Source organism: Hadarchaeum sp. (SeqCode) (genome assembly GCF_049969415.1).
Taxonomy (GTDB): domain Archaea; phylum Hadarchaeota; class Hadarchaeia; order Hadarchaeales; family Hadarchaeaceae; genus Hadarchaeum.
On record NZ_JBMFOX010000013.1, the window covers coordinates 1 to 20,144 of the forward strand.

At 50.2% G+C, this 20,144-nt stretch carries 18 protein-coding genes, 1 tRNA gene and 1 pseudogene; 12 read left to right on the forward strand and 8 right to left on the reverse strand.

The window, feature by feature from the left end; genetic code table 11:
* Nucleotides 1–712: pseudogene (locus ACP5PX_RS04260) on the forward strand (aminomethyl-transferring glycine dehydrogenase subunit GcvPB); the annotation flags it as partial.
* Here the strand turns inward: ACP5PX_RS04260 and thiL are convergent.
* From thiL to ACP5PX_RS04275, 3 genes are read right to left on the reverse strand one after another with little or no spacing between them, the layout of a single operon-like run.
* Nucleotides 705–1,688, reverse strand: a complete 984-nt coding sequence (thiL, locus tag ACP5PX_RS04265; RefSeq protein WP_428084307.1) for a thiamine-phosphate kinase — start codon at nt 1,686–1,688, stop codon at nt 705–707. The pseudogene ACP5PX_RS04260 and the gene thiL sit on opposite strands and share 8 nt — an antisense overlap.
* A gap of 9 nt (nt 1,689–1,697) precedes the next feature.
* The gene (gene pth2, locus ACP5PX_RS04270) at nt 1,698–2,054 is read right to left on the reverse strand and encodes a peptidyl-tRNA hydrolase Pth2 (RefSeq protein ID WP_428084309.1); all 357 of its coding nucleotides are present in this window, start codon (nt 2,052–2,054) and stop codon (nt 1,698–1,700) included.
* Nucleotides 2,055–2,066: 12 nt separating this feature from the next.
* Nucleotides 2,067–2,441 (reverse strand): hypothetical protein, encoded by a 375-nt coding sequence (locus ACP5PX_RS04275; protein WP_428084311.1) that lies wholly within the window; start codon nt 2,439–2,441, stop codon nt 2,067–2,069.
* Between the two features lie 55 nt (nt 2,442–2,496).
* Between ACP5PX_RS04275 and ACP5PX_RS04280 the strand changes: the two genes are divergently transcribed.
* The 3 genes from ACP5PX_RS04280 (at nt 2,497) to rplJ (ending at nt 5,836) form a co-directional block, all read left to right on the forward strand.
* The gene (locus tag ACP5PX_RS04280; RefSeq protein WP_428084313.1) at nt 2,497–3,672 is read left to right on the forward strand and encodes a geranylgeranyl reductase family protein; all 1,176 of its coding nucleotides are present in this window, start codon (nt 2,497–2,499) and stop codon (nt 3,670–3,672) included.
* 332 nt (nt 3,673–4,004) lie between these two features.
* Nucleotides 4,005–5,213 carry an OBG GTPase family GTP-binding protein gene (locus tag ACP5PX_RS04285; protein WP_428084315.1) on the forward strand — a complete coding sequence of 403 codons (1,209 nt, stop codon included), beginning with the start codon at nt 4,005–4,007 and terminating at the stop codon, nt 5,211–5,213.
* A gap of 104 nt (nt 5,214–5,317) precedes the next feature.
* Nucleotides 5,318–5,836: a 50S ribosomal protein L16 gene (rplJ, locus tag ACP5PX_RS04290; protein WP_428084317.1), complete on the forward strand. Its 519-nt coding sequence runs from the start codon at nt 5,318–5,320 to the stop codon at nt 5,834–5,836.
* On the opposite strand, the gene speB is transcribed toward rplJ, so the two are convergent.
* Nucleotides 5,830–6,717 carry an agmatinase gene (speB, locus tag ACP5PX_RS04295; RefSeq protein WP_428084319.1) on the reverse strand — a complete coding sequence of 296 codons (888 nt, stop codon included), beginning with the start codon at nt 6,715–6,717 and terminating at the stop codon, nt 5,830–5,832. The two genes, rplJ and speB, sit on opposite strands and share 7 nt — an antisense overlap.
* 89 nt (nt 6,718–6,806) lie before the next feature.
* On the opposite strand from speB, the gene ppdK reads away from it, so the two are divergent.
* Both ppdK and ACP5PX_RS04305 read left to right on the forward strand, forming a co-directional pair.
* Complete coding sequence (gene ppdK, locus ACP5PX_RS04300) at nt 6,807–9,476, forward strand: pyruvate, phosphate dikinase (RefSeq protein WP_428084321.1); 2,670 nt, start codon at nt 6,807–6,809, stop codon at nt 9,474–9,476.
* A gap of 100 nt (nt 9,477–9,576) precedes the next feature.
* On the forward strand, nt 9,577–12,249 hold the full coding sequence (locus ACP5PX_RS04305) for a bifunctional acetate--CoA ligase family protein/GNAT family N-acetyltransferase (RefSeq protein ID WP_428084323.1): 2,673 nt from the start codon (nt 9,577–9,579) through the stop codon (nt 12,247–12,249).
* 2 nt (nt 12,250–12,251) lie between these two features.
* On the opposite strand, the gene ACP5PX_RS04310 is transcribed toward ACP5PX_RS04305, so the two are convergent.
* On the reverse strand, nt 12,252–12,401 hold the full coding sequence (locus tag ACP5PX_RS04310) for a hypothetical protein (protein WP_428084325.1): 150 nt from the start codon (nt 12,399–12,401) through the stop codon (nt 12,252–12,254).
* 150 nt (nt 12,402–12,551) lie between these two features.
* Here ACP5PX_RS04310 and ACP5PX_RS04315 point away from each other — a divergent pair, with 150 nt between their 5' ends.
* Nucleotides 12,552–12,938, forward strand: coding sequence for a DUF2178 domain-containing protein (locus ACP5PX_RS04315; RefSeq protein ID WP_428084327.1), 387 nt, complete (start codon nt 12,552–12,554; stop codon nt 12,936–12,938).
* 5 nt (nt 12,939–12,943) lie between these two features.
* A complete protein-coding gene (locus tag ACP5PX_RS04320) occupies nt 12,944–13,147 on the forward strand; it encodes a helix-turn-helix transcriptional regulator (RefSeq protein WP_428084329.1) in 204 nt (67 codons plus the stop codon).
* A gap of 72 nt (nt 13,148–13,219) precedes the next feature.
* Here the strand turns inward: ACP5PX_RS04320 and ACP5PX_RS04325 are convergent.
* Nucleotides 13,220–13,307: transfer RNA gene (locus ACP5PX_RS04325), tRNA-Leu, on the reverse strand.
* A gap of 83 nt (nt 13,308–13,390) precedes the next feature.
* Here ACP5PX_RS04325 and ACP5PX_RS04330 point away from each other — a divergent pair.
* Together ACP5PX_RS04330 and ACP5PX_RS04335 are read left to right on the forward strand one after the other, a co-directional pair.
* On the forward strand, nt 13,391–14,566 hold the full coding sequence (locus ACP5PX_RS04330) for a DUF1512 family protein (protein ID WP_428084331.1): 1,176 nt from the start codon (nt 13,391–13,393) through the stop codon (nt 14,564–14,566).
* A gap of 43 nt (nt 14,567–14,609) precedes the next feature.
* Nucleotides 14,610–16,799 (forward strand): elongation factor EF-2, encoded by a 2,190-nt coding sequence (locus ACP5PX_RS04335; protein ID WP_428084333.1) that lies wholly within the window; start codon nt 14,610–14,612, stop codon nt 16,797–16,799.
* Here ACP5PX_RS04335 and rsmA read toward each other — a convergent pair.
* Nucleotides 16,786–17,619, reverse strand: a complete 834-nt coding sequence (gene rsmA, locus ACP5PX_RS04340) for a 16S rRNA (adenine(1518)-N(6)/adenine(1519)-N(6))-dimethyltransferase RsmA (RefSeq protein ID WP_428084379.1) — start codon at nt 17,617–17,619, stop codon at nt 16,786–16,788. The two genes, ACP5PX_RS04335 and rsmA, sit on opposite strands and share 14 nt — an antisense overlap.
* 43 nt (nt 17,620–17,662) lie before the next feature.
* Here rsmA and ACP5PX_RS04345 point away from each other — a divergent pair, with 43 nt between their 5' ends.
* Complete coding sequence (locus tag ACP5PX_RS04345; protein ID WP_428084335.1) at nt 17,663–18,010, forward strand: hypothetical protein; 348 nt, start codon at nt 17,663–17,665, stop codon at nt 18,008–18,010.
* 17 nt (nt 18,011–18,027) lie between these two features.
* Nucleotides 18,028–19,443 carry an aspartate kinase gene (locus ACP5PX_RS04350; RefSeq protein WP_428084337.1) on the forward strand — a complete coding sequence of 472 codons (1,416 nt, stop codon included), beginning with the start codon at nt 18,028–18,030 and terminating at the stop codon, nt 19,441–19,443.
* Here the strand turns inward: ACP5PX_RS04350 and ACP5PX_RS04355 are convergent.
* Nucleotides 19,367–19,972, reverse strand: coding sequence for an endonuclease III domain-containing protein (locus ACP5PX_RS04355; RefSeq protein ID WP_428084339.1), 606 nt, complete (start codon nt 19,970–19,972; stop codon nt 19,367–19,369). The genes ACP5PX_RS04350 and ACP5PX_RS04355 overlap by 77 nt on opposite strands.
* Between the last annotated feature and the right edge of the window lie 172 nt (nt 19,973–20,144).

The window sequence follows — 20,144 nt, forward strand, 5'->3', positions numbered from 1 at the left end:
GGTCCATTTAAATCTTCACAAGACCTTTTCCACACCCCATGGCGGCGGCGGACCCGGAGCTGGCCCGGTGGGTGTGGTTGAAAAGCTTGAAAAGTTTCTGCCGGTGCCGATTGTCGAATACGATGAAAAGCGCGGCCGTTTTTGGCTCAACTATGACCGTCCGCATTCGATAGGCAAAATCAAGTCCTTTTTTGGCAACTTCGGCGTGCTGGTAAAAGCCTATGCCTACATTTTGTCGATGGGCGCGGATGGCCTGAAGGAGGCAGCTGAGGCCGCTGTCCTGAACGCCAATTATTTGATGAAAAAGCTGGCCGATGGGAAAAACTTTAGGGTTAACTATGATGGGCCCTGCAAGCATGAGGTGGTTCTCAGCGCTGAGCCGCTTAAAAAGGAAACAGGGATTACGGCCAAGGATGTGGCCAAGCGCCTTCTCGACTTCGGCGTCCATCCGCCAACTTATTATTTCCCTCCGATAGTTTCCGAGGCCCTCATGGTCGAGCCAACCGAGACTGAGTCAAAGGAAGAGTTGGATAGGTTTATAGAAGCGATGAGGACCATAGCTCGGGAATCAAGAGAAAATCCAGAGCTAGTCAGATCGGCACCGACGGCAACTGCGGTCGGCAGGCTTGATGAGACAAAGGCCTCGCGTGAGCCGATTTTGTCTTGGAGAATGTATCGAAAATTAAAACAGGGAAGTCAGGTTTCTATTTAAAGTGTTCATAACCGCGATCTTCCAGTTCCTCTGTGCTTTCCCCAATTTTGATGAATACTCCCTTGCCATCGACCACTTTACCGATCACGGTGGCCCTTGTTCCAACCCTATGGAGGGCAAGTTTAACACTTTCCCAGAACCTTGGTGGTGTGGTGAAAATTAATTCGAAATCCTCTCCACTGTAAAGCGCGAAGTCATCAACATCGTAGCCATATTGTCGGGAGAATTTTTTGACCAAACTGTGGACAGGTATTTTTTCCCGATCGATGACAATTTTGACACCGCTTTCGCGGGACAAATGCCACAGATTGGCCGCCAGCCCGTCGGATACATCGGTGGCTGCTTTTACATGTCCACTTGCGGCCAGTATCATTCCTTCCTTTACCCGGGCATTTGGCTCCAGCTGCGCTTTCACTAGTTTTTCATATCCTCTGTGTGGAATTTTTTCCATCAAAATTTTAAGTCCGGCAGCGGCAGCACCGAGCTCTCCAGTGACCGCCAAGATATCACCTTTCCGGGCCCCAGATCTTAAGAGAATTCTGTTTTTTTTGGCGAGCCCGAAGGCAGCTCCGGCAATGGTTATTTCATCGGCTTCATCAAGATCGCCTCCAACAACGTAGGTCCGGTACTCCTCCACCGTTTTTTCCATCCCCTTCATGATTCTGGCTGCGAATTCAAATTCAAGATCTCTCGGCATTGCAACTGAGAAAATAAGTCCTAAGGGCTCAGCACCCATCGAAGCCAAGTCACTGAGGTTGACGACCACCGACTTTCTGCCGATTTGTTCCGGTTTTATTCTTGGCGGAAAATGGCTGCTGGCGACCAGCATGTCCGTCGTAACCACTAAGCATTTTTCCCCCGGCAGGTCGATAGCCGCCGCGTCGTCGCCTATGCCGATTCTCACTGGTTTCCCTTTTCTGAAGGTTTTTTTTGCCGTTTCAATGAGGACTTTTTCGCCAACTTCATTGAGCTTCATCTCGGCCACCTAAAGCAGGGGAAGTTTCCCCGTGATTTGGTCCAGCTCTTCATTCGGTGCCGGGCCGATGCCCAAAGCGGTTACCGTTCCTGGAGCAAGCTCCGTCAGTCCTGCGTCAACGACCAGCATGTTCGGGAGTCCCAATTTATCGGCTTTTTTCTTAAGTTCCAGAAGTTCGTTTTCGTTTTTTACTTTCACCACGACTTTTTTTTGGCCCTCGGAAAACCATTCGTAAAACCATTTGCGGCGTTTTTTCCTAGCTGCCTCGGCGGCCCCCACTGCACCGTGGGCCGCTTGGGCGGCAATCTTTCCCGGGCTCATCTCCAAATCAGTCCTGACTACAATAACCTGCTTGTAATTGAACACTAGGACACCTCTTCAACTTGCCGCACACCCTTCAGGAAGTTTTACCTGCTGTTCTTGTTCACTTTTCCTTGCGCGGGTTTTCAAAATTTTATCCTTGTACCAAGAAAAAACGTCCGAACCGCCGCGCAAAAATGCGAGAATTGCTAAGAAAATACAGGCCATTAAAGTCGCCATGGTGAAAGAGCCGAGCGAGAGAACACTTAATCCGGGAAATGATACTACATAGCCCACAAAGGCGGCGATTATGGCCCCCAGACCTAAGCTGGCGCCCAGCCGGGACCAGAAATCGAGGTCGCCACGTTTTGGGTAAAGCACTACTGAAAGCAGAAAACCTGGTACCATGACCAAAACCAGCCCTAGGATGACATAGCCAGCGGCTTCAAGCATAGCTTCACTCGTTAGCGTTATCTAATTGTATCCTAAAAAATTATGAGGTAAACGAATGGAAACTGATGTCGTTATAGTTGGTGCTGGTCCGGCCGGATGTTTTGCGGGCAAAATACTGGCAGAACACGGCCTCAGAGTGAAGATAGTCGAAGAACATGCTGAAGTGGGCAGGCCCGCCTGCTGCGCCGGCATCGTTGGCCTGGAAGGCATCCGAGAGCTCGGAATAAAACCAGGGAAATGGATATTGGGACGACTAAGGGGTGTTAGGATTTATCCACCCTCAAACGAGCCGGTAGAATTGACAAGGGGGAAAGTTGAAGCGGCAGTGATAAATCGGGCGAATTTTGACCTCTCGCTGGCCGAGGCCGCAATCAAAGCAGGTGCGGAGTTGTATTTGAACACCAAATGCTTGGGAGTTAACTTCGATGGCGGTCCGGTGGTAAAAACTGACCGCGGTGGGAAGCTGAAAGCCAGCGTGGTAATGGGTGCCGATGGCCCGCTTTCCGCAGTTGCCCGCAGTTTGGGGCTTTTGGTCAAGAATAGTTACATTAAATGCGCGCAGGTCGAAACCGTGGCAGATTTGGATGACGATGTCGCCGAAGTTTTTCTAGATAAAAACTTTGCCCCAGGATTTTTTGGCTGGTTGGTAAAAGCCGGCGATGTTGCCAGACTGGGCTTGGGCACGACGACGGGAAATCCAGTTCGGCTGCTGAAAACTTTCCTTTACAAGCACCCCGTAATCTCTCGCAGAGTGGGCAAGATGCTCACCCATCAGTGTGCCAAAGTAATTCCGGAATGTATGTCCCGCAGAATTCAGGAAAAGACGGTGATCTTAGTAGGCGACGCCGCTGGACAGGTGAAGCCACTTACCGGTGGCGGTATTTATATCGGATTGTCCTGCGCCAAGATTGCGGCCGAAACGGTGATAAAAGCCTTTGATCAAGGTTCGTTCGACGAGCTCGATAATTATCCGCGGGCGGTAATGCGAAAGTTCGGTACAGAGTTCACCATTGGTGCTCGTGTAAAAAAAGTTTTTGATCGGATGTCAAATGAAGATTTAGACCTTTTGTCCGCTTTTTTAGACCAGAGTGAGGCTAGGGAGATATTGCTAAAAAATTTTGATTTTGATCACCATGAAAAACTGATTACCGCGCTGATTTCCAAGGCACCGGAAATTTTGAGAACGTTTGGGGTTAAAAAGGCCTTAAGATACCTCAAGCTTTTAACTTGAACCAATAAAAAAGCGGCGGGGACTTGACCCTTCCAATACTTTTCTAACGAGCTCGCGAACCTCGACCACATCGCTCGCTCGTCATTTTTTCTTGTCAGGGTCTTCTTCCCGCAGCATTTGTCCCATCCTGTTCTTCCACAGGACTTATCCGCGTCCTTCCCCGGTTTTTAGCCCGGGTTTTTACACGGATCCCCGTTGCCCGTAGGCTCCGGTTCGACCCATTCTGCGGGCTACCGTCCCCGCCAAGATCTTTTATGACGTTTGCGTTTATTTAAGTATTTTTTGAAAAATGGAGATATCTCCAATTTGGCAATAACGTCCGTTAAATGGTTATGGCCGTTGTTTCGACAATTTTTTTTCCGTATGTGATAAAATTTTCACCGATTATATTGCCGGCCAATGTTACTCCCGAGTATAAAAAGGCAGAGGAACGCTATCTTCAGGCTCGAACGCTAGAGGAGAGGATCAAAGCTACAGAAGAGATGATTCGAGTAGCGCCGAAGCATAAGGGTTCGGAGAAGCTCTTGAGGACGCTTAAGCGTCGCTTGGCAAAGCTGCGGTTGGAGCTGGAAGAAAAACGGGAGAAGAAAGTTGGTCGCGGTAGCGGGCCCAGTTTTTCGGTGAAAAAAGAGGGAGCTGCGCAAATAGCGCTGGTTGGACTACCAAACTCGGGCAAGTCAAAAATTCTGCAGGACCTTACTAGCGCTCGCGTCGAGGTCGCCGAGTATCCATTCACGACTAGGTATCCGATTCCTGGCATGATACAGTTTGAGGATGTGCAAATACAGCTGGTTGAAGTGCCTGCAATAGTGGAGGGTTCGAGCTATGGTCGAGGCCTTGGCGCCCGGCCCTTAAGTGTTGCCCGCAACGCAGACGCCATCGCCCTTGTCGTGGACGCTTCCGATGACCCGGTTAACCATATCAAGATTTTGCTTAGTGAACTAGACGCAGTCGGGGTCAAGCTGAATTGTAAACCACCAAAGGTCAGCATTGAAAAACGATCCAGTGGCGGCATCGAGGTCAAAGGAGCCAAACTGGTTGGGGGTGGAGAAGCGGAAATAAAGAGAATACTGCAGGAACATCGCATCCACAATGCTTTCGTGGTAATCGAGGAACCAATCACACTTGATGAGTTCGAGGAGGCGCTTTCAGAGTCAAATGTTTATCTTCGCGGTTTTGTTTTACTGACTAAATGTGATTTGCCTAACGCCGCTGAGAAAATAGAGATGGTCAAACGTGAGTTTGGGGATTTGCTTGATGTTATCTGCACTGGCGGTAGACCTGAGGATTTAAAGGGGAGGATTTACCAGCAACTTGATCTAATACGCGTCTACACTAAGAAACCAGATGGGAAGCCGGCCGAACGTCCCCTGGTTTTGCCCAAGGGTTCCACAGTGATGGACGTTGCTCGTTCAGTCCATAAGGACTTTGCCAAGGGGCTGAAGTTTGCCCGTGTCTGGGGTTCGACTAAGTTTCCCGGACAGCAGGTCACGAGAGACTATGTGCTTGAGGATAAGGATGTAGTCGAGCTTCATACCTGAGCGGATTCCGTCGTCATAAAAGGTTATATATCCAGTAACACAACTTTTCAAGGCGACAGATCTATTAAATAATAAAAAAATCATGAATTGGGAAAGGTGTAAAAATGCCGTTGAGACCAGCTCGGTGTTACCGGAGATTCAGCGGCCCGGCTTACACTAGGCGTGAGTTCGTCAAGGGCGTTCCCGCAGTACGTGTGACTTTCTTTGATATGGGCAATCCAAAGGGTGAATTTGATGTGGTGATGTCGTTGGTTGTTGCCGAGGCTGGGCAGATAAGGCACAACAGCCTTGAGGCAGCACGAGTAGCTGCCAACCGTTTGCTGGAACAAAAGGCCGGCAGGGATAATTACCACTTAAAGCTCAGGGTCTATCCGCACCAAATTCTTCGGGAGAATCCAATTGTCATGGGCGCAGGTGCGGACCGAGTTTCCGATGGGATGAGAAGAGCCTTTGGAAAGCCCATCGGTACCGCCGCTAGGGTCGACGTGGGGCAGAAGCTGATTACGGTATGTTGCAAAAAAGAGTTCGCTCGTTTGGCCAAGGAGGCATTGCGCAGGGCGAACTTAAAAATCCCGTTCGAGACAAAGATAATTGTGGAAAAAGGCCAAGAATATCTTCAGTGATCTTCATTTTTTGATCCCAGCGCGGCTAACAGCTCATAAATTATCCTCGCCGCCACAAATGAGGTTGTTCCATCGTCGTGCGGTGGAACCAGTTCCACGATATCAAAGCCCGAGATGTTGAGTTTACCCAGTTCCTTCAGAATTTTGAGAAGTTCAACTGTGGATAGGCCGCCAGGTTCCGGAGTCGAGACCCCAGGAGCAAAAGCCGGATCCAGAACGTCGAGGTCAATTGAAAGATAAATTTTAGAGTTCTTAACGATCTCTTTCACTTCAGAAATTATTTTTCTCCGGTCTTCGATTGTTTCTTCCGCGCTATAAGCCAAGATGCCGGCTTCCTTGGCGAATTCCGCCTCCTCCTTGGAGCAGGATCTTACCCCAATCTGTATCAGTCGGTCAGCAGGTAGCCGGTCGAGAACTCTACGCATAACAGTGGCGTGGCAAATCCTGTCGCCCAAGTAGTCTTCGCGAAGGTCTCTATGTGCATCAAGGTGGATTACGACTACATCAGCAAAGGCTTGGAGAGAAAAGTAGGAAATGGTGTGTTCGCCGCCCATGATCGCAGGTATTTTACCATCAATTAGGATTCTTTTGACAGTATTGGTAATTCTTTCCCCGGTCTGCGCCAGGTTGGCGGGAGAGACTATTATATCCCCAAGATCAGTGATGTTTATTTTTTCAAAGACGTCAACCCCTGCGGACATAATGTAAGTTTCTAGGTTGGCTGAGGCCTCTCTTATTCTGGCAGGGGCGAATCGGTAACCCGGCCGGTAGCTTGAAGTAATGTCCACCGGTGCTCCGAAGAAGACGATTTGTGATTTTTCATATGGGAAATCAAATCCCCCAAAGCCAGGCCTCACCGGAACCAAGTCCTCAAACGACATGATCGATCACATATCCCGCCGGTTGCGTTTAACATTATGGAGCAAAGATTTTTAAGCCTGATAGCACGCTTAACCTGTTGAGGGGTGGCATGGCAAAAAGACTGTATTTCTTTGATGAAGGGGACGGTAGCAATAAGAGGCTGTTGGGAGGCAAGGGAGCAGGCCTATGTACTATGGCTCAGCTCGGGCTGCCGGTCCCTCCTGGGTTTGTGATTACTACTGAGGTTTGCAAGGAGTATTATGTCGCCGGTGGAAGGCTACCCGACGGGTTGATAGATGAAGTAATTGTGGCGATGAAAAAGCTTGAGAAAATGACGGGGAAAGGGTTTGGTGATCCTAGGAATCCGTTGTTGGTTTCCGTCCGTTCCGGGTCCATGTATTCAATGCCCGGCATGATGGACACCATACTTAACCTCGGTTTGAACGACGAAACTGTGGAGGGTTTGGCCAAGCTCACGAACAACGAGAGATTTGCCTATGACGCTTATCGTCGTTTCATCCAGATGTTTGGAAAGATAGTTCTTGGCGTTGAGGGTAAGAAGTTTGAGGAGATTTTTGAGGGGCAAAAGGCGAAGGTCGGGGCCAAGTTTGATACCGATCTCAAGGCCGCTGAGCTCAAGGAGATAGTCAAAAAGTTCAAGCAGCTTGTGAAAGAGGAGACACATCATGATTTTCCCATGGATCCAGTTAAACAGCTTGAGCTTGCTATTGGGGCAGTTTTTGCTTCGTGGCAAAACAAGCGCGCCATCGAATATCGGAGATTTTACAAGATTCCGGATGATTTGGGGACCGCGGTTAATGTCGTGACGATGGTGTTTGGAAACATCGGTGAGGACTCGGGAACCGGGGTGGCTTTCACGCGGGATCCTTCAACCGGTGAGCGCAAACTCTTCGGTGAGTTTCTCTTCAACGCGCAAGGTGAGGATGTAGTCGCCGGTATAAGGACGCCGCTTAAAATAGATGATTTGAAACGCAGATATCCGGAGATCTATGAAAAGCTGGTGGAGATAGCAGAGAAGCTGGAGCGCCATTACCGCGACATGCAAGATATTGAGTTCACTGTTGAGCGGGGCAGGCTTTACATGCTTCAGACGCGGGCCGGCAAAAGAACTGCTCAGGCGGCGGTGAAAATAGCAGTAGACATGGTGGCTGAGGGTCTGATCACAAAAGAGGAGGCGCTGATGCGGGTTGAACCCGGGCATATTGAGCAGCTTCTGCACAAGCAGGTTGATCCGAAGGCCCAGGTAACGGTCATAGCAAAAGGGTTGAACGCCAGCCCGGGTGCCGCTGTTGGTAAGGCGGTTTTCGATTCCGAGCGGGCCAAGGAGATGGGTAAGTCCGGTGAAAAAGTTATCCTTATACGTCCCGAGACCAGCCCGGATGACGTTGGCGGTATCATCGCCTCTCAAGGTGTTTTGACCTCTCGGGGCGGGGTTACCAGCCACGCCGCCGTGGTGACGAGAGGGCTGGGGAAGCCGGCGGTTGTGGGTTGTGAGGCCATAAAAATCGATGTCGAGGCCCGTTCTTTTGAGGTGGACGGAACGGTGGTTAAGGAGGGGGACCTGATAACGATAAACGGAACCACCGGAGAGGTAATCTTGGGCGAGGCCCCGCTGATTGAACCAAAGATGTCTTCCGAGCTTCAGACCATCCTTTCTTTCGCCGATGAGGTGAAAAAACTGCAAAACTGGGCCAATGCTGATTATCCAAGGGATGCCCGGAAGGCCAGAGAGCTTGGAGCTCAAGGGATTGGACTCTGCCGCACCGAGCACATGTTTTTCGAGGAGGATAGGCTGCCGCTCGTGCATGAGATGATACTGGCGCAAACTAGAGAGGAAAGAAAGAAGCCCTTAGAGAAGCTCCTCGAGATCCAGAAGAATGACTTCAGGGAGATACTTGAGGTCATGGATGGCCTTCCAGTAATAATAAGGTTGTTGGACCCCCCCCTCCACGAGTTCCTGCCCAGATATGAGAAATTATTGGAAGAAGTCATCGAGCTCAGGCTCAGGGGATCCGATCGGGAAAAGCTCAGAAAATTGGAGGAGTTACTGAGAAGGGTTGAAGACATGCGCGAGGCCAACCCCATGATGGGACTCCGCGGCTGCAGGCTCGGCATAACCTATCCCGACATCAATGAAATGCAGGTCAGGGCGATTTTCGAGGCCGCCTGTGAGCTAAAGCGGGAAGGGAAGGACCCCAGACCGGAAATAATGATTCCGTTGGTCGGCCATGTTAACGAGCTCAAGGTCGTCAGGGAGCAGCTGGAGAAGGTTGCTCACGAGGTGATGCAAAAACACGGTGTAGATCTGAAGTATAAGTTTGGCACGATGATTGAAGTTCCCCGGGCGGCGCTTACTGCGGACGAAATCGCAGAGTACGCCGAGTTTTTCTCCTTTGGAACAAACGATTTGACCCAGATGGTCTTCGCCTATTCCCGGGACGATGCTGAAGGAGGATTTCTCTTCCAATACCTGGAGCGAGGTATTCTTGAGGCCGATCCCTTCCAAAGGCTGGACCGCAAAGGTGTAGGGAAGCTTATGAAAATAGCGGTTGAGCTGGGTAGGGGCAAGAGGCCTGACTTGGAAATAGGCATCTGTGGAGAGCATGGTGGTGATCCCTCATCGATAGAGTTCTGCCATGAGCTGGGGTTGAACTATGTCTCCTGTTCACCTTTCAGGATACCTGTGGCCAGGCTGGCGGCCGCCCAAGCTGCTCTGAAACTAAGGGAGAGGGAAAAACAAACATACACCATAGCTTAAGAATAAGACTTATTTTAAATAGTGATCCTTAGTGGTCGCTGCAGCGGAACTTTTAATTACGTTTGTAATATATTAACCCTCTGCGATTGTAAAAATGGTGGTGCTGGTGGGTAAGCTAGAGAATATGTTAAACCCAAAGGCCGTGGCTTTAATCGGTGCTAGTGAAAAGGAGGGCACGGTTGGCAACCAAATTATGAAAAATCTTCTCCAAGGCAAAGAGAAAAGAAAGATCTATCCAGTGAACCCCAGCTACCAAGCGGTAATGGGTCTAAAGTGCTTCCCGAGCATAACCCAAATCCCGGAACACGTTGACTTGGCCGTAATTGCGATACCGGCCAAGAGCGTCCCAGCCGTGGTTGACGAGTGTGGGCGGAGCGGCGTCGATGGCGTCGTGATAATTTCCTCAGGTTTTAGGGAGGCCGGCGAAGAGGGAGCAAAGCTGGAACAGGAAATAAAGAAGTTGCAGGAAAAATATGGACTTAGGATACTTGGCCCAAACTGTCTTGGTTTTATCCGACCTCACGATTTCATCAATACCACTTTCTTGAGAAGCCAGCCGCAGCCGGGCGAGATAGCATTTATCTCCCAGAGCGGGGCCTTGGGTTCCGCGATTTTGGATTGGGCAGTTAGCACCCACATTGGTTTTAGCATGTTTGCTTCGTTGGGTTCAATGCTGGACATTGATTTCGGGGATTTGATAGATTATCTTGGGGAAGATCCCCGCACGCGGAGCGTCATAATTTACATGGAGGGTGTCGGTTCGGCTAGAAAGTTTATAAGTGCCGCCAAAGGGTTTGCTCGAACAAAACCGATTATCATCATTAAACCCGGAAAATATGCTGAGAGCGCCAAGGCGGTTAAATCCCACACCGGGGCGCTGGCCGGAAATTTTGAGGTTTATCAGGCCGCTTTTAGAAGAGCCGGTGTGGTGATGGTGGATGAAATCGAAGATCTTTTTAACTGCGCCAGCGTCTTGGATTCGAGGTATTTGCCCGCTGGGCCGAACATCGCCGTAGTAACCAATGCCGGCGGGCCAGGGGTGATTGCGGCTGATGCTATCATCGATAACTTCGGAGAACTGGCCGATCTTTCTCCTGAAACAATCACGGCATTGAATAAGGTTTTGCCGCCGCAGTGGAGTAAGGGAAACCCTGTTGATATACTCGGGGATGCCGATGTGGAAAGGTACGCCAAGGCGCTGGAGGCCTGTCTTTCCGATCCTAAGATAGATGGTATAGTGGTCCTCTATACTCCCCAAGGAGCCGCTAAATCAACTGATTTGGCTAAGAAAGTTGTCGAAATCGCCCAAAGGAGGCTTAAACCGATTCTGACGGTTTGGATGGGTGAAAACGAGGTCGAAGAAGCAAGGAGGATATTCTATCAAAATGATGTACCCACTTACCCCACACCGGAGAAGGCGATAAGGACCTACATGTACATGTACAAGTACAAGCGCAACTTGGAACTTCTATATGAGACGCCCGAGGAGCTTTCTGTGGATCTTTCCCCTCCTAAGAGCCACCTAAGACTCATCATCAGAAGGGCCGTAGGTGAAGGAAGAACAAACCTGACTCAGGCAGAGATTGATAAGTTCTTTGATGCTTACCGGATTCCGAGACCGGAGGCTCATTTGGCGAAGAATGAGGAGGAAGCCGTTGCCGCCGCCTCCCGCATGGGCTATCCGGTAGTTTTGAAGATCGCCTCTCCCGAGATAATTCACAAGACCGATGTTGGCGGGGTCGTGGTTGGAATAGATTCGGAGGAAAGTTTGAGAAAGAGCTATCGTTCGATGTTGGAATCCATTAAAAATGCCGTGCCCAAAGCCAAAATTGATGGAGTCTATGTTCAAAAAATGAAGAAGTTTGACTATGAGCTGATTCTGGGGGCTAAGAAGGATCGGGATTTCGGTTCAGTTATCCTGTTCGGTCAGGGCGGGATAGGCGTTGAGTTCTACAGGGACTTTTCGATAGCTTTGCCCCCGCTGAACCAGACGTTGGCTAGGAGGCTGATGGAGGAGACTAAAATTTATCGCGCCATTTCCCGCGGGATAAGGAACAAGCCCCCCGTAGATATGAAGGCTCTGGAGGAAATTATAGTCCGGTTTTCTAGCCTAGTAGTGGATTTTCCCGAGTTCGCCGAAATCGACATTAACCCGCTTGTGGCCTCAAAAGGGGAGATTACCGCTCTCGACGCCAGAGCCACTATTGATGTTGAAGCGTTGAAATTGACTGATCCCTACGCACATCTTTCTATCTTACCTTATCCCACGAAATATGTCTTGCCCTGGAGGTTGAAGGATGGCACCGAGGTCCTGCTCCGACCAATCCGCCCTGAAGACGAAAAAATTGAATATGAGTTTATCAAAGGGCTTTCCGAGGAAACTAGCAGGTTCAGGTTTTTCAGGGTAATCAAAGAGCTATCCCACGATGACTTGGTGCGATTCTGCAACATAGACTACGACCGGGAGATGGCGATAATCGCGGAGACCACTGAGGCTGGCAAAAAAAAGGAGATCGGGGTGGCCAGGCTGATTATTGAGCCGGGCAAGAAGCGCGGCGAGTTTGCCATCGTTGTGGCGGATAAGTATCAGGGAAAGGGCTTGGGCACCAAGCTCATGGATATGCTCATCGAGTTTGCTCAGGAGAAGGGGTTGGAAACCGTCTACGGGATTATCATGCGTGAAAACAAGAAGATGGTCCGGCTGGCGCAGAAAATGGGTTTCACCCTCAAGCCGTCAGAGGAAGGATACGTGGCCACGTTGAATCTTGTTTGAATCTACCTTTCAACTTTGATTTCTATTTTTTTCCAGTCCTTTTTTATCCCGCGAAGTGAGGTCACCGCTCCGACTATGGCGCCGCTCAATATTTTCACCACGAACTCGTTCAGGTCGATTTCCTCACCGTCGACCGAGAGTTTGACGTCCAATCTATCACCTCAATTCCAATTCTATGTCGGAATAAAAAAAGAAATTGCAGACTTGGCTACAAATTCAGATAGCGACTTGTTTTTGTTTAATAGATTTTACAAAAAGTAAAGTTTAAATAACATAATGTAACCAATTTTTTACATGATAAAATGATGAGCGGCTGTTACACTTCCTACAAGCGAGCGGTGATGGCCATAGTTGCCAGTCTTGTTGCCTTTTCCGCGTTCACAGGTGAACTTTTGATAGCGGTGTTGTCAGTAGTTGTTGGCTTGCTGTTTTTGTATTTGCTTAAAAGCAAGACTGACGAGGTGCTGGTTGATGAGCGGGCCTACAAAATAAGTGAGAAGGCTTCACGGAGGACGATTCAGGTGGTTGGGTTAGCTTCAGCCGTTGTTGGCATCTCAATGGTTGGCTTGAGCAGGGTCGGACATCCGGAGCTTTTGGAGGCCGGCCTTTCTCTGGCCTATTTTTCCGCAGTTTTGATGCTGGTTTACCTCCTCTTCTACCGATATTATGCCAAAAAGTTTGGGGATTAGCCGTCATGAAAAACAAACTCAAGGTATATCGGGTGATGCATAATTTGACCCAGGAGGATCTTGCGAAGAGGCTGGGGGTAACGAGGCAGACCATAATAGCCATTGAAAGAGGAAAATACGACCCTTCGTTGCCGCTAGCTTTCAAGATAGCGCGATTTTTCAAGGCCAAGATTGAGGATATTTTCATTCCAGATGAGGAAGCCGGATAGACCTTTGGAGTTCTATCGGCTATGCCGAGTTAACTGCAATTTTACACGCGTTTGAACGCTTAAATCCCACATTGGTGCGGGGGAGGGGATTTGAACCCCCGAACCCCTACGGGACTGGCTCCTGAAGCCAGCGCCTTCAACCTGGCTTGGCTACCCCCGCTCGTGAAAATCCTATCACAGCAAAGCTTTAAAGGTTAGCAGCAACCTTTATCAAAAAACAAACAGAGTAATTTAGGGAATCTTATGCCCGAAGCCGACATCGTCTGGTGGATAGTGGCAAGCATCATCTTCTTCGCAGTGGTAACTCTACTTAGTCCACAGATGATGTGGCTACAGGCACGGGCAGGATTAACCCAGATGAAAAAGGCGGTCGTTGATCTCGATAAAATGGCTAAGGAGAGCAAAAAGATAGCGTTGAAGGCGATAGTAAAACACGGCAAGCCCAAGCAGGATGTGGAGAAAGAGTTCAATGACTTTTTAGATTTCTTCGCCATTGAGCCGGTCAGCGAGGATCCCGTGGGAGTCTTGAGAAGGCTGGAGCACATTCTTGATGTCCGGAATAAGCGATTTAAGGACGCCATCGCCAGACTGGCGCCGAACGCCGACCCTGAGACCGCCGCCAACTTGGAGATGGCGCTGGAGGGTGCGATGGCCAACTACACCCTGTATCGATTGGTGCGCCACTTTTTGGTTCTGGCCGAGAAAACGAAGAATATCCAGATTGTCATGCTAGTCCAGATGAATATCCCCTTCCTGAGAACATACGCCAAGGCCTTCGTCGATGCCACCAAGGCCTTCGTCGAGGGCAAGCCAATAGGTGATGGCGTCGGGCCCCTGACGGTTGTAAAGCTGGTTAAAGAGGGGAAGTTTTACGAGCCGGTCGAGGATACTGTCTACACCGAGTCCGAGTTTGAGGGGCGAAAGCTCCTCATTGTGAAGGCAAAGGGTCCTGGAGGCAGGGTCGGCAAGCCAGGTGAGCTTGTAGCTAGGCTGGCGAAGAAGCGGAAGGTGGCGCGCATAATCATGATCGACGCGGCTGGAAAGCTCGAGGGGGAAGCCAGCGGCGAAGTTGTGGAGGGGGTCGGCGCTGCCATCGGTGGCCCACCGACCGAGAAGTATAAGATCGAGGAGATAGCAGTGGAGCGGAAGATACCCATCGACGCCATCGTGATCAAAGAGTCCTACACCGAGTCGCTAAAGCCCCTCAACAAGAAGCTGGTCCGTGGAGTGGATGAGGCTGTGGAAAGGGTTAAGAATGCCATTAGGCAGCGCACCAATCCGGGCGATACGGTAATCGTGGCCGGAATTGGAAACACCATAGGGATTGGGCAAAGCCTTAAAGATTTGCCCACAGATTTCCCGGCGCCACCAGAGGAGAAAAAGGATGAGATTGAATCAACGTATCTCCCGGTACGTTGATGCTATTTAAATAATGGAGTTCATATTTTGTGGAGTGGTTTAAATGAGGCGTTACAAGCACCTAGCGGATGTCCAAAAGTTGATGTGGGAGCCAGAGCACATCAGGAACATTGGTATAGTCGCCCATGTCGATCACGGCAAGACAACTTTAACCGACTCTCTGGTCGCCGCCTCAGGGATAATAAGCTTCGAGCTCGCCGGTGAGCAACTTTTCACGGATTTTTTGGATATCGAGCAGCAGCGAGGCATAACCGTCCAGACCTCCGCCGTCAGCCTTTCTCACGTTTTAGATGGCCAAGAGTATCTGATTAACCTACTTGACACCCCTGGGCACGTTGATTTCAGCGGCGACGTAACCCGGGCCCTCCGCGCGATCGATGGTGTGGTCGTGGTAATGGATGCCGTTGAAGGTGTAATGCCCCAGACGGAGACGGTTTTGAGGCAGGCGCTGAGTGAAAGGGTGCGCCCCGTGCTCTACATCAACAAGGTCGACCGTCTGATAGACGAACTCAAGCTAACCCCGGAGGCGATGCAGGCCCGATTTGTCAAGCTGATAACTAAATTTAACGAGCTGGTTAAAAGGTATGCCCATCCGAGCGTTGCAGATAAATGGTTGGTAAACGTTGAAGCGGGCTCGGTTGCCTTTGGTTCGGCCAAGGAGAAATGGGCCGTGTCCATCCCACAGATGAGGAAAAAGAACATCACCTTCAAGGACATCATAAACGCTTACCAGTCCGGAAATCAGGCCGAATTGGCGAAGAAGAGCCCGGTTTATGAGGTTATCTTGGACATGGTTATCAAACACCTTCCAAATCCTAAGGAGGCCCAGGCCAGCCGCATTCCGGTCATCTGGAAAGGGGACATCAATAGCGAGCTTGGGCGTGACATGTTGGCGGCAAATCCCCACGGAAAGCTTTGCATGGTTATCACCGACATCATCGTTGATGAACAAGCCGGTGTGATATCGACTGGCAGGGTTTTCTCAGGCACCTTGGAAAAGGGCAAGACGGTCAGGTTGGTGAGTTCAGGGCAGGAGGCCCGTATCCAGCAGGTCAACGTCTACATGGGTCCGGATCGAGTGATGGTGGACAAGGTCCCGGCCGGCAACATCGGTGCCGTAATCGGATTGAAGGAGGCCTTTGTCGGTGAAACTTTGATCGAGGCCGGTGTCGAGGGCAAAGGGTTCGAGGAGCTCAGATACATCAGCGAGCCCGTGGTAACCGTGGCCGTCGAGCCGAAAAACTTCCAGGATCTCCCCAAGCTCGTCAACGAGTTGAAAAAGATATCTCGTGAGGACCCCAACGTCAAGGTGAAGATTAACGAGGAGACGGGGGAATATCTAGTTTCCGGAATGGGTGAAGTGCACCTTGAGATAGTAGAGTACAAGCTGAAGAAAGCCGGTCTGGAGGTTAAGACGTCGGAGCCAATCGTAGTCTACCGTGAAACCCCCACCAAGCGGGCTGGCCCCGTTGAAGGCAAGTCCCCGAACAAACACAACCGCTTCATGATTGTCGTGGAGCCGCTGGAGCCGCAGGTCATCAAGGCCATTGAGGAAGGTAAGATCAATGACAAGCAGGAAAGAAAGGAGCGAGCGAACATTTTGAGAGAGATGGGCTGGGAGACACATGAGGCCCGCAATATCGTTACCATAATTGGACCTAATGTCCTAGTGGATGCAACGAAAGGCGTCCAGTACATGAATGAAGTTGAGGACTACATCATCGAGGCCTTCAAGGAAGTGGTTGAGGAAGGGCCCCTTATGCGCGAGCCCATGCGCGGATTAAAGGCCATGATTGTCGATGCCAGCTTGCATGAGGACTCGGTCCACAGGGGTCCAGCGCAGATAATCCCCGCAGTAAGGCGCCCGATTCAGGCCGCCATACTTTTGGCGGATCCCACCGTGCTCGAACCATTGCTTAAGCTAGAGGTTCGGGTTCCTCAGGAGTTTATGGGTGGCGCTACTAAGGTAATCCAAGGCCGCCGTGGAAAGATCTTGAGCATGGAAGCCGAAGAGGACATAACGATAATTAGGGCCTCTCTGCCGGTGGCCAATTCGTTTGGTCTGGCTGCAGATCTTCGTTCCGAGACTGAGGGTCGAGCCATTTGGGCCACCGAGTTTGAGAAGTTCGATGTGGCGCCGAGGGAGCTTCAGGAGCAGATAATTCGGGACACGCGAAAGCGCAAGGGACTGAAGCCCGAGCCACCACAGCCAGAGGAATTCATGGAGAAGTAAGCGAGTTGGTAATTTCACCGAAATCTTCAGGGGCTAGCTCGATCACTCTTGCTTTCAAAAGCTTACCGGGTAGAGCGGTATCAATGAATGTCCTTGCCTCAGCTCTAGTCATTTTACTTTCTGGAAAAATTTCAGAGAAGGAATGCAGCAAAGCATTTCTAACCAGCTGATTTCGATGCTGAAATAAGGCTCGGACGACATTTGAGAAAAGTTTTTCGTCCTTGACCGCAAATGGGGGCTGGCGGGGCCTCAATCTGACGATTGCCGCGCTAACCTTCGGTGGAGGAAAAAATGCTGAGGGTGGGACCTCGTCTAGGAGCTCTACTTTGGCCCGGTAGTAAATATTGACGGTTAAGCGTCCGTAATTTTCCGAACTAGGCTGCGCAACCAATCTCTCGGCGAACTCCTTTTGGAACATTAAAACAGCGAGGCCAAAATTTAATCCCAGGAGCTTGAAGGTTATTTCTGATGATATCGAGAAGGGCAAGTTAGAAACTATTTTGTTGAAAATAGGCAGTTCCATTCGCAGGACGTCTCCCAGAATAATTTTGACGTTCGTCCGTCCCCTTAGATTTTCACCAAGGATATCGATTAATTTTTTGTCCCTTTCCACAGCAATTACGGTTCCGGCCACATCTGCGAGCATGGCAGTCAAATTGCCCGCCCCTGCCCCGATTTCCAGAACCACATCATTTTTCGTCAGTTCCGCATACTCCACCATTTTTCTCAGCACAGATGTATCAATGACTTGATTTTGTCCCAGCCTTCTTTTCAGCCAGATTTCCTTCTCCCGCAGGGTTCTCCTAGTTTCTTTTAGCATCAATTATATACTCAGCACCCGGTATTTTGACATTTGGAGAGAGATGATTTCGGAGTCATTTAATATGGCCAAGGAGGGTCTCTTCAAAAAATTGCAAATCGTTGCAGCGTTAACACCTGAAGTGGAAAATGAGATAATTGATTTATATCGAAACCGGGGCAAGCGTGCAATCGAGGCGATAAAGGGCGGACGGGTAATCAAGCGGGGGCAGCGCTGGTTTGTCAAGGGAAAGAACGATGAGTATGAGGTCGTGAAGAATTTCTGTACCTGCAGTGACTACGTGATGAATATCGCAACTGGCAAGGCGGATGTGGATATGTGCTATCATGCCTTAGCCAAGAACATCTGCCAAGTGCTTAACTCTTATTATGTCGCTGAACCAGAAAAATAAGCTTGGGGGGCGATTGTTTGAAGCTCGTTATTAAGTTCGGCGGCGTGCCCGTTAAGGACGGCGAGAGCATCAGAAGGGACGCGGAGCTGGTCGTCTCCAAGCATAAGCGCGGAGACCAAGTTGCAGTGGTCACCTCCGCCATGGCTGGGGTAACCGATCAGCTTCTTGACATCGCTCGCAAACTGTTAGAGCCCCGATCCAATCCTGAGCAACAGATCCCTGAGTTCGTGCGCCAAATCTCAGTGAGACATTATCAGGCCTGTCAAGAGGCGATAAAAGACAAGGAGGTTTTGGATAGGACCGTTCGCACCGTCAGGGAGACCATCGACCTGCTGGAGCGGGCCCTCACGGGAATCTCTTACCTAGGTGAGCTGTCCCCGCGTTCTCAGGATCTAATATTATCCTTCGGCGAGCGACTTTCCGCCCCCATTTTATCAGGGGCCATAGAGTCGCTGGGGGTAAAGTCGAGGCCGTTGACCGGATTTGAGGCCGGCTTAGTCACCGATGACCACTTCACCGAGGCGCGTCCACTGATGGACAAGGCACGGAAACTGGCAAAGCAGAGGATTAATAAACTGTGGGCCGCAGGGGAAGTACCCGTTATAACCGGTTTTATCGGTGGCACGGAGGATGGGATTATAACTACCTTGGGACGGGGTGGCTCGGATTATTCCGCCTCAATAATCGGGGCGGCACTAGGTGTCGACGAAATTTGGATAATGACCGACGTTGATGGAATAATGACGGCAGATCCAAAAGTGGAACCAAACGCCAGAGTTATCAAGACCATTTCCTATATCGAGGCCACTGAACTCGCCTACTTTGGAGCCAAGGTTTTGCATCCGAAGATGATTAGACCGGCCATGGATTCAAACATACCGGTAAGGGTTTTGAATGCCTTTAGGCCCAACCAGGGCGGTACTCTGATTACTAAGGAGCCGAATCGGGTTAAGGAAGTGGTCAAGTCAATCACCATGAGCAAAAATGTTTCTTTGATAACGGTTGGCGGTGCGGAGATGATCGGGGTCCCTGGAGTTGCCGCGACGGTTTTTGACATTATCGGGCGTGCCGGGATAAAGGTCCTGATGATCTCTCAAAGTTCTTCTCAGGCCGACATAAGTTTCGTAGTCGATCGCAAGGAAGCTGACCTAGCCCTGCACGCTCTGCGCACCGAGTTCGAGAGACGCGATATTGGCTGGGACATCAGCTGCGAGAGAAACGTGAGCGTCATTGCAGCTATCGGCGCGGGCATGAAGGGTACCCCAGGAGTGGCGGCCAGAGTTTTTGGAACCCTCGGGCGTAACGGTATAAACATATTAACGATTGCTCAGGGTTCGTCGGAGCTCAATATCTCTTTCACCGTGAGCGAGCATGACGCGGTAAAGGCCGTGAGAGCCCTGCATAGCGAGTTCCAATTGGACAGAGCCGGTTGATCGGGCACTTTTCGTGAAGAGGATTCCTTGAGCGGCAATATTTCCTACCCAGTTGAATCAGCAGCATGTGGGCCTCAATTCTTCTTCCCGGTAGTATCACCTGCTCAAGTTTAGTTTTCACTTTTTCGTAACCATCTCTTTCCTCAGCAAAACCTAATCTTTTTGCTACCCTGAAAATGTGGGTGTCCACCGGGATGATGTCATGTCTGGCCCAAAAAGCAAGCATGATGTCCGCAGTTTTCGGCCCAACGCCCGGAAAGGAAAGCAACTCCTCTCTTGCTTGTTCAATGGGCTTTTCAAGAACCGATTTCAGGTCCCCCCCGTATTTCGTCAGCACCAGCTTTGAGATTTCCTTCAATCTCTTGGCTTTCTCTTGGTAAAGTCCACCAATTTTTATCAGTTCTTCAATTTCACTAAGTTTTGCATGTGCGAGCTCTTCTGCAGTTTTGAACTTTGACGTTAGGCGGCTGAAGGCAGCGAAGGAATTGCGATCGTTTGTGTTCTGTGACAGCACAGTCCCGACAAGCAATAGGAACGGATCCCGGGTATGGGCGCGCCAAGTTTGGAAAACCTTGTCCAATTGATTTAGGATAGCCGCCATGCGTCTTTGCTCAGCCTTTAAATTCTCCGCGTGATTAATTCGGTCTGTGGATAACTTGGATGCCATCGAGATCATCTACATCATATTTCTGGCAGGTTCT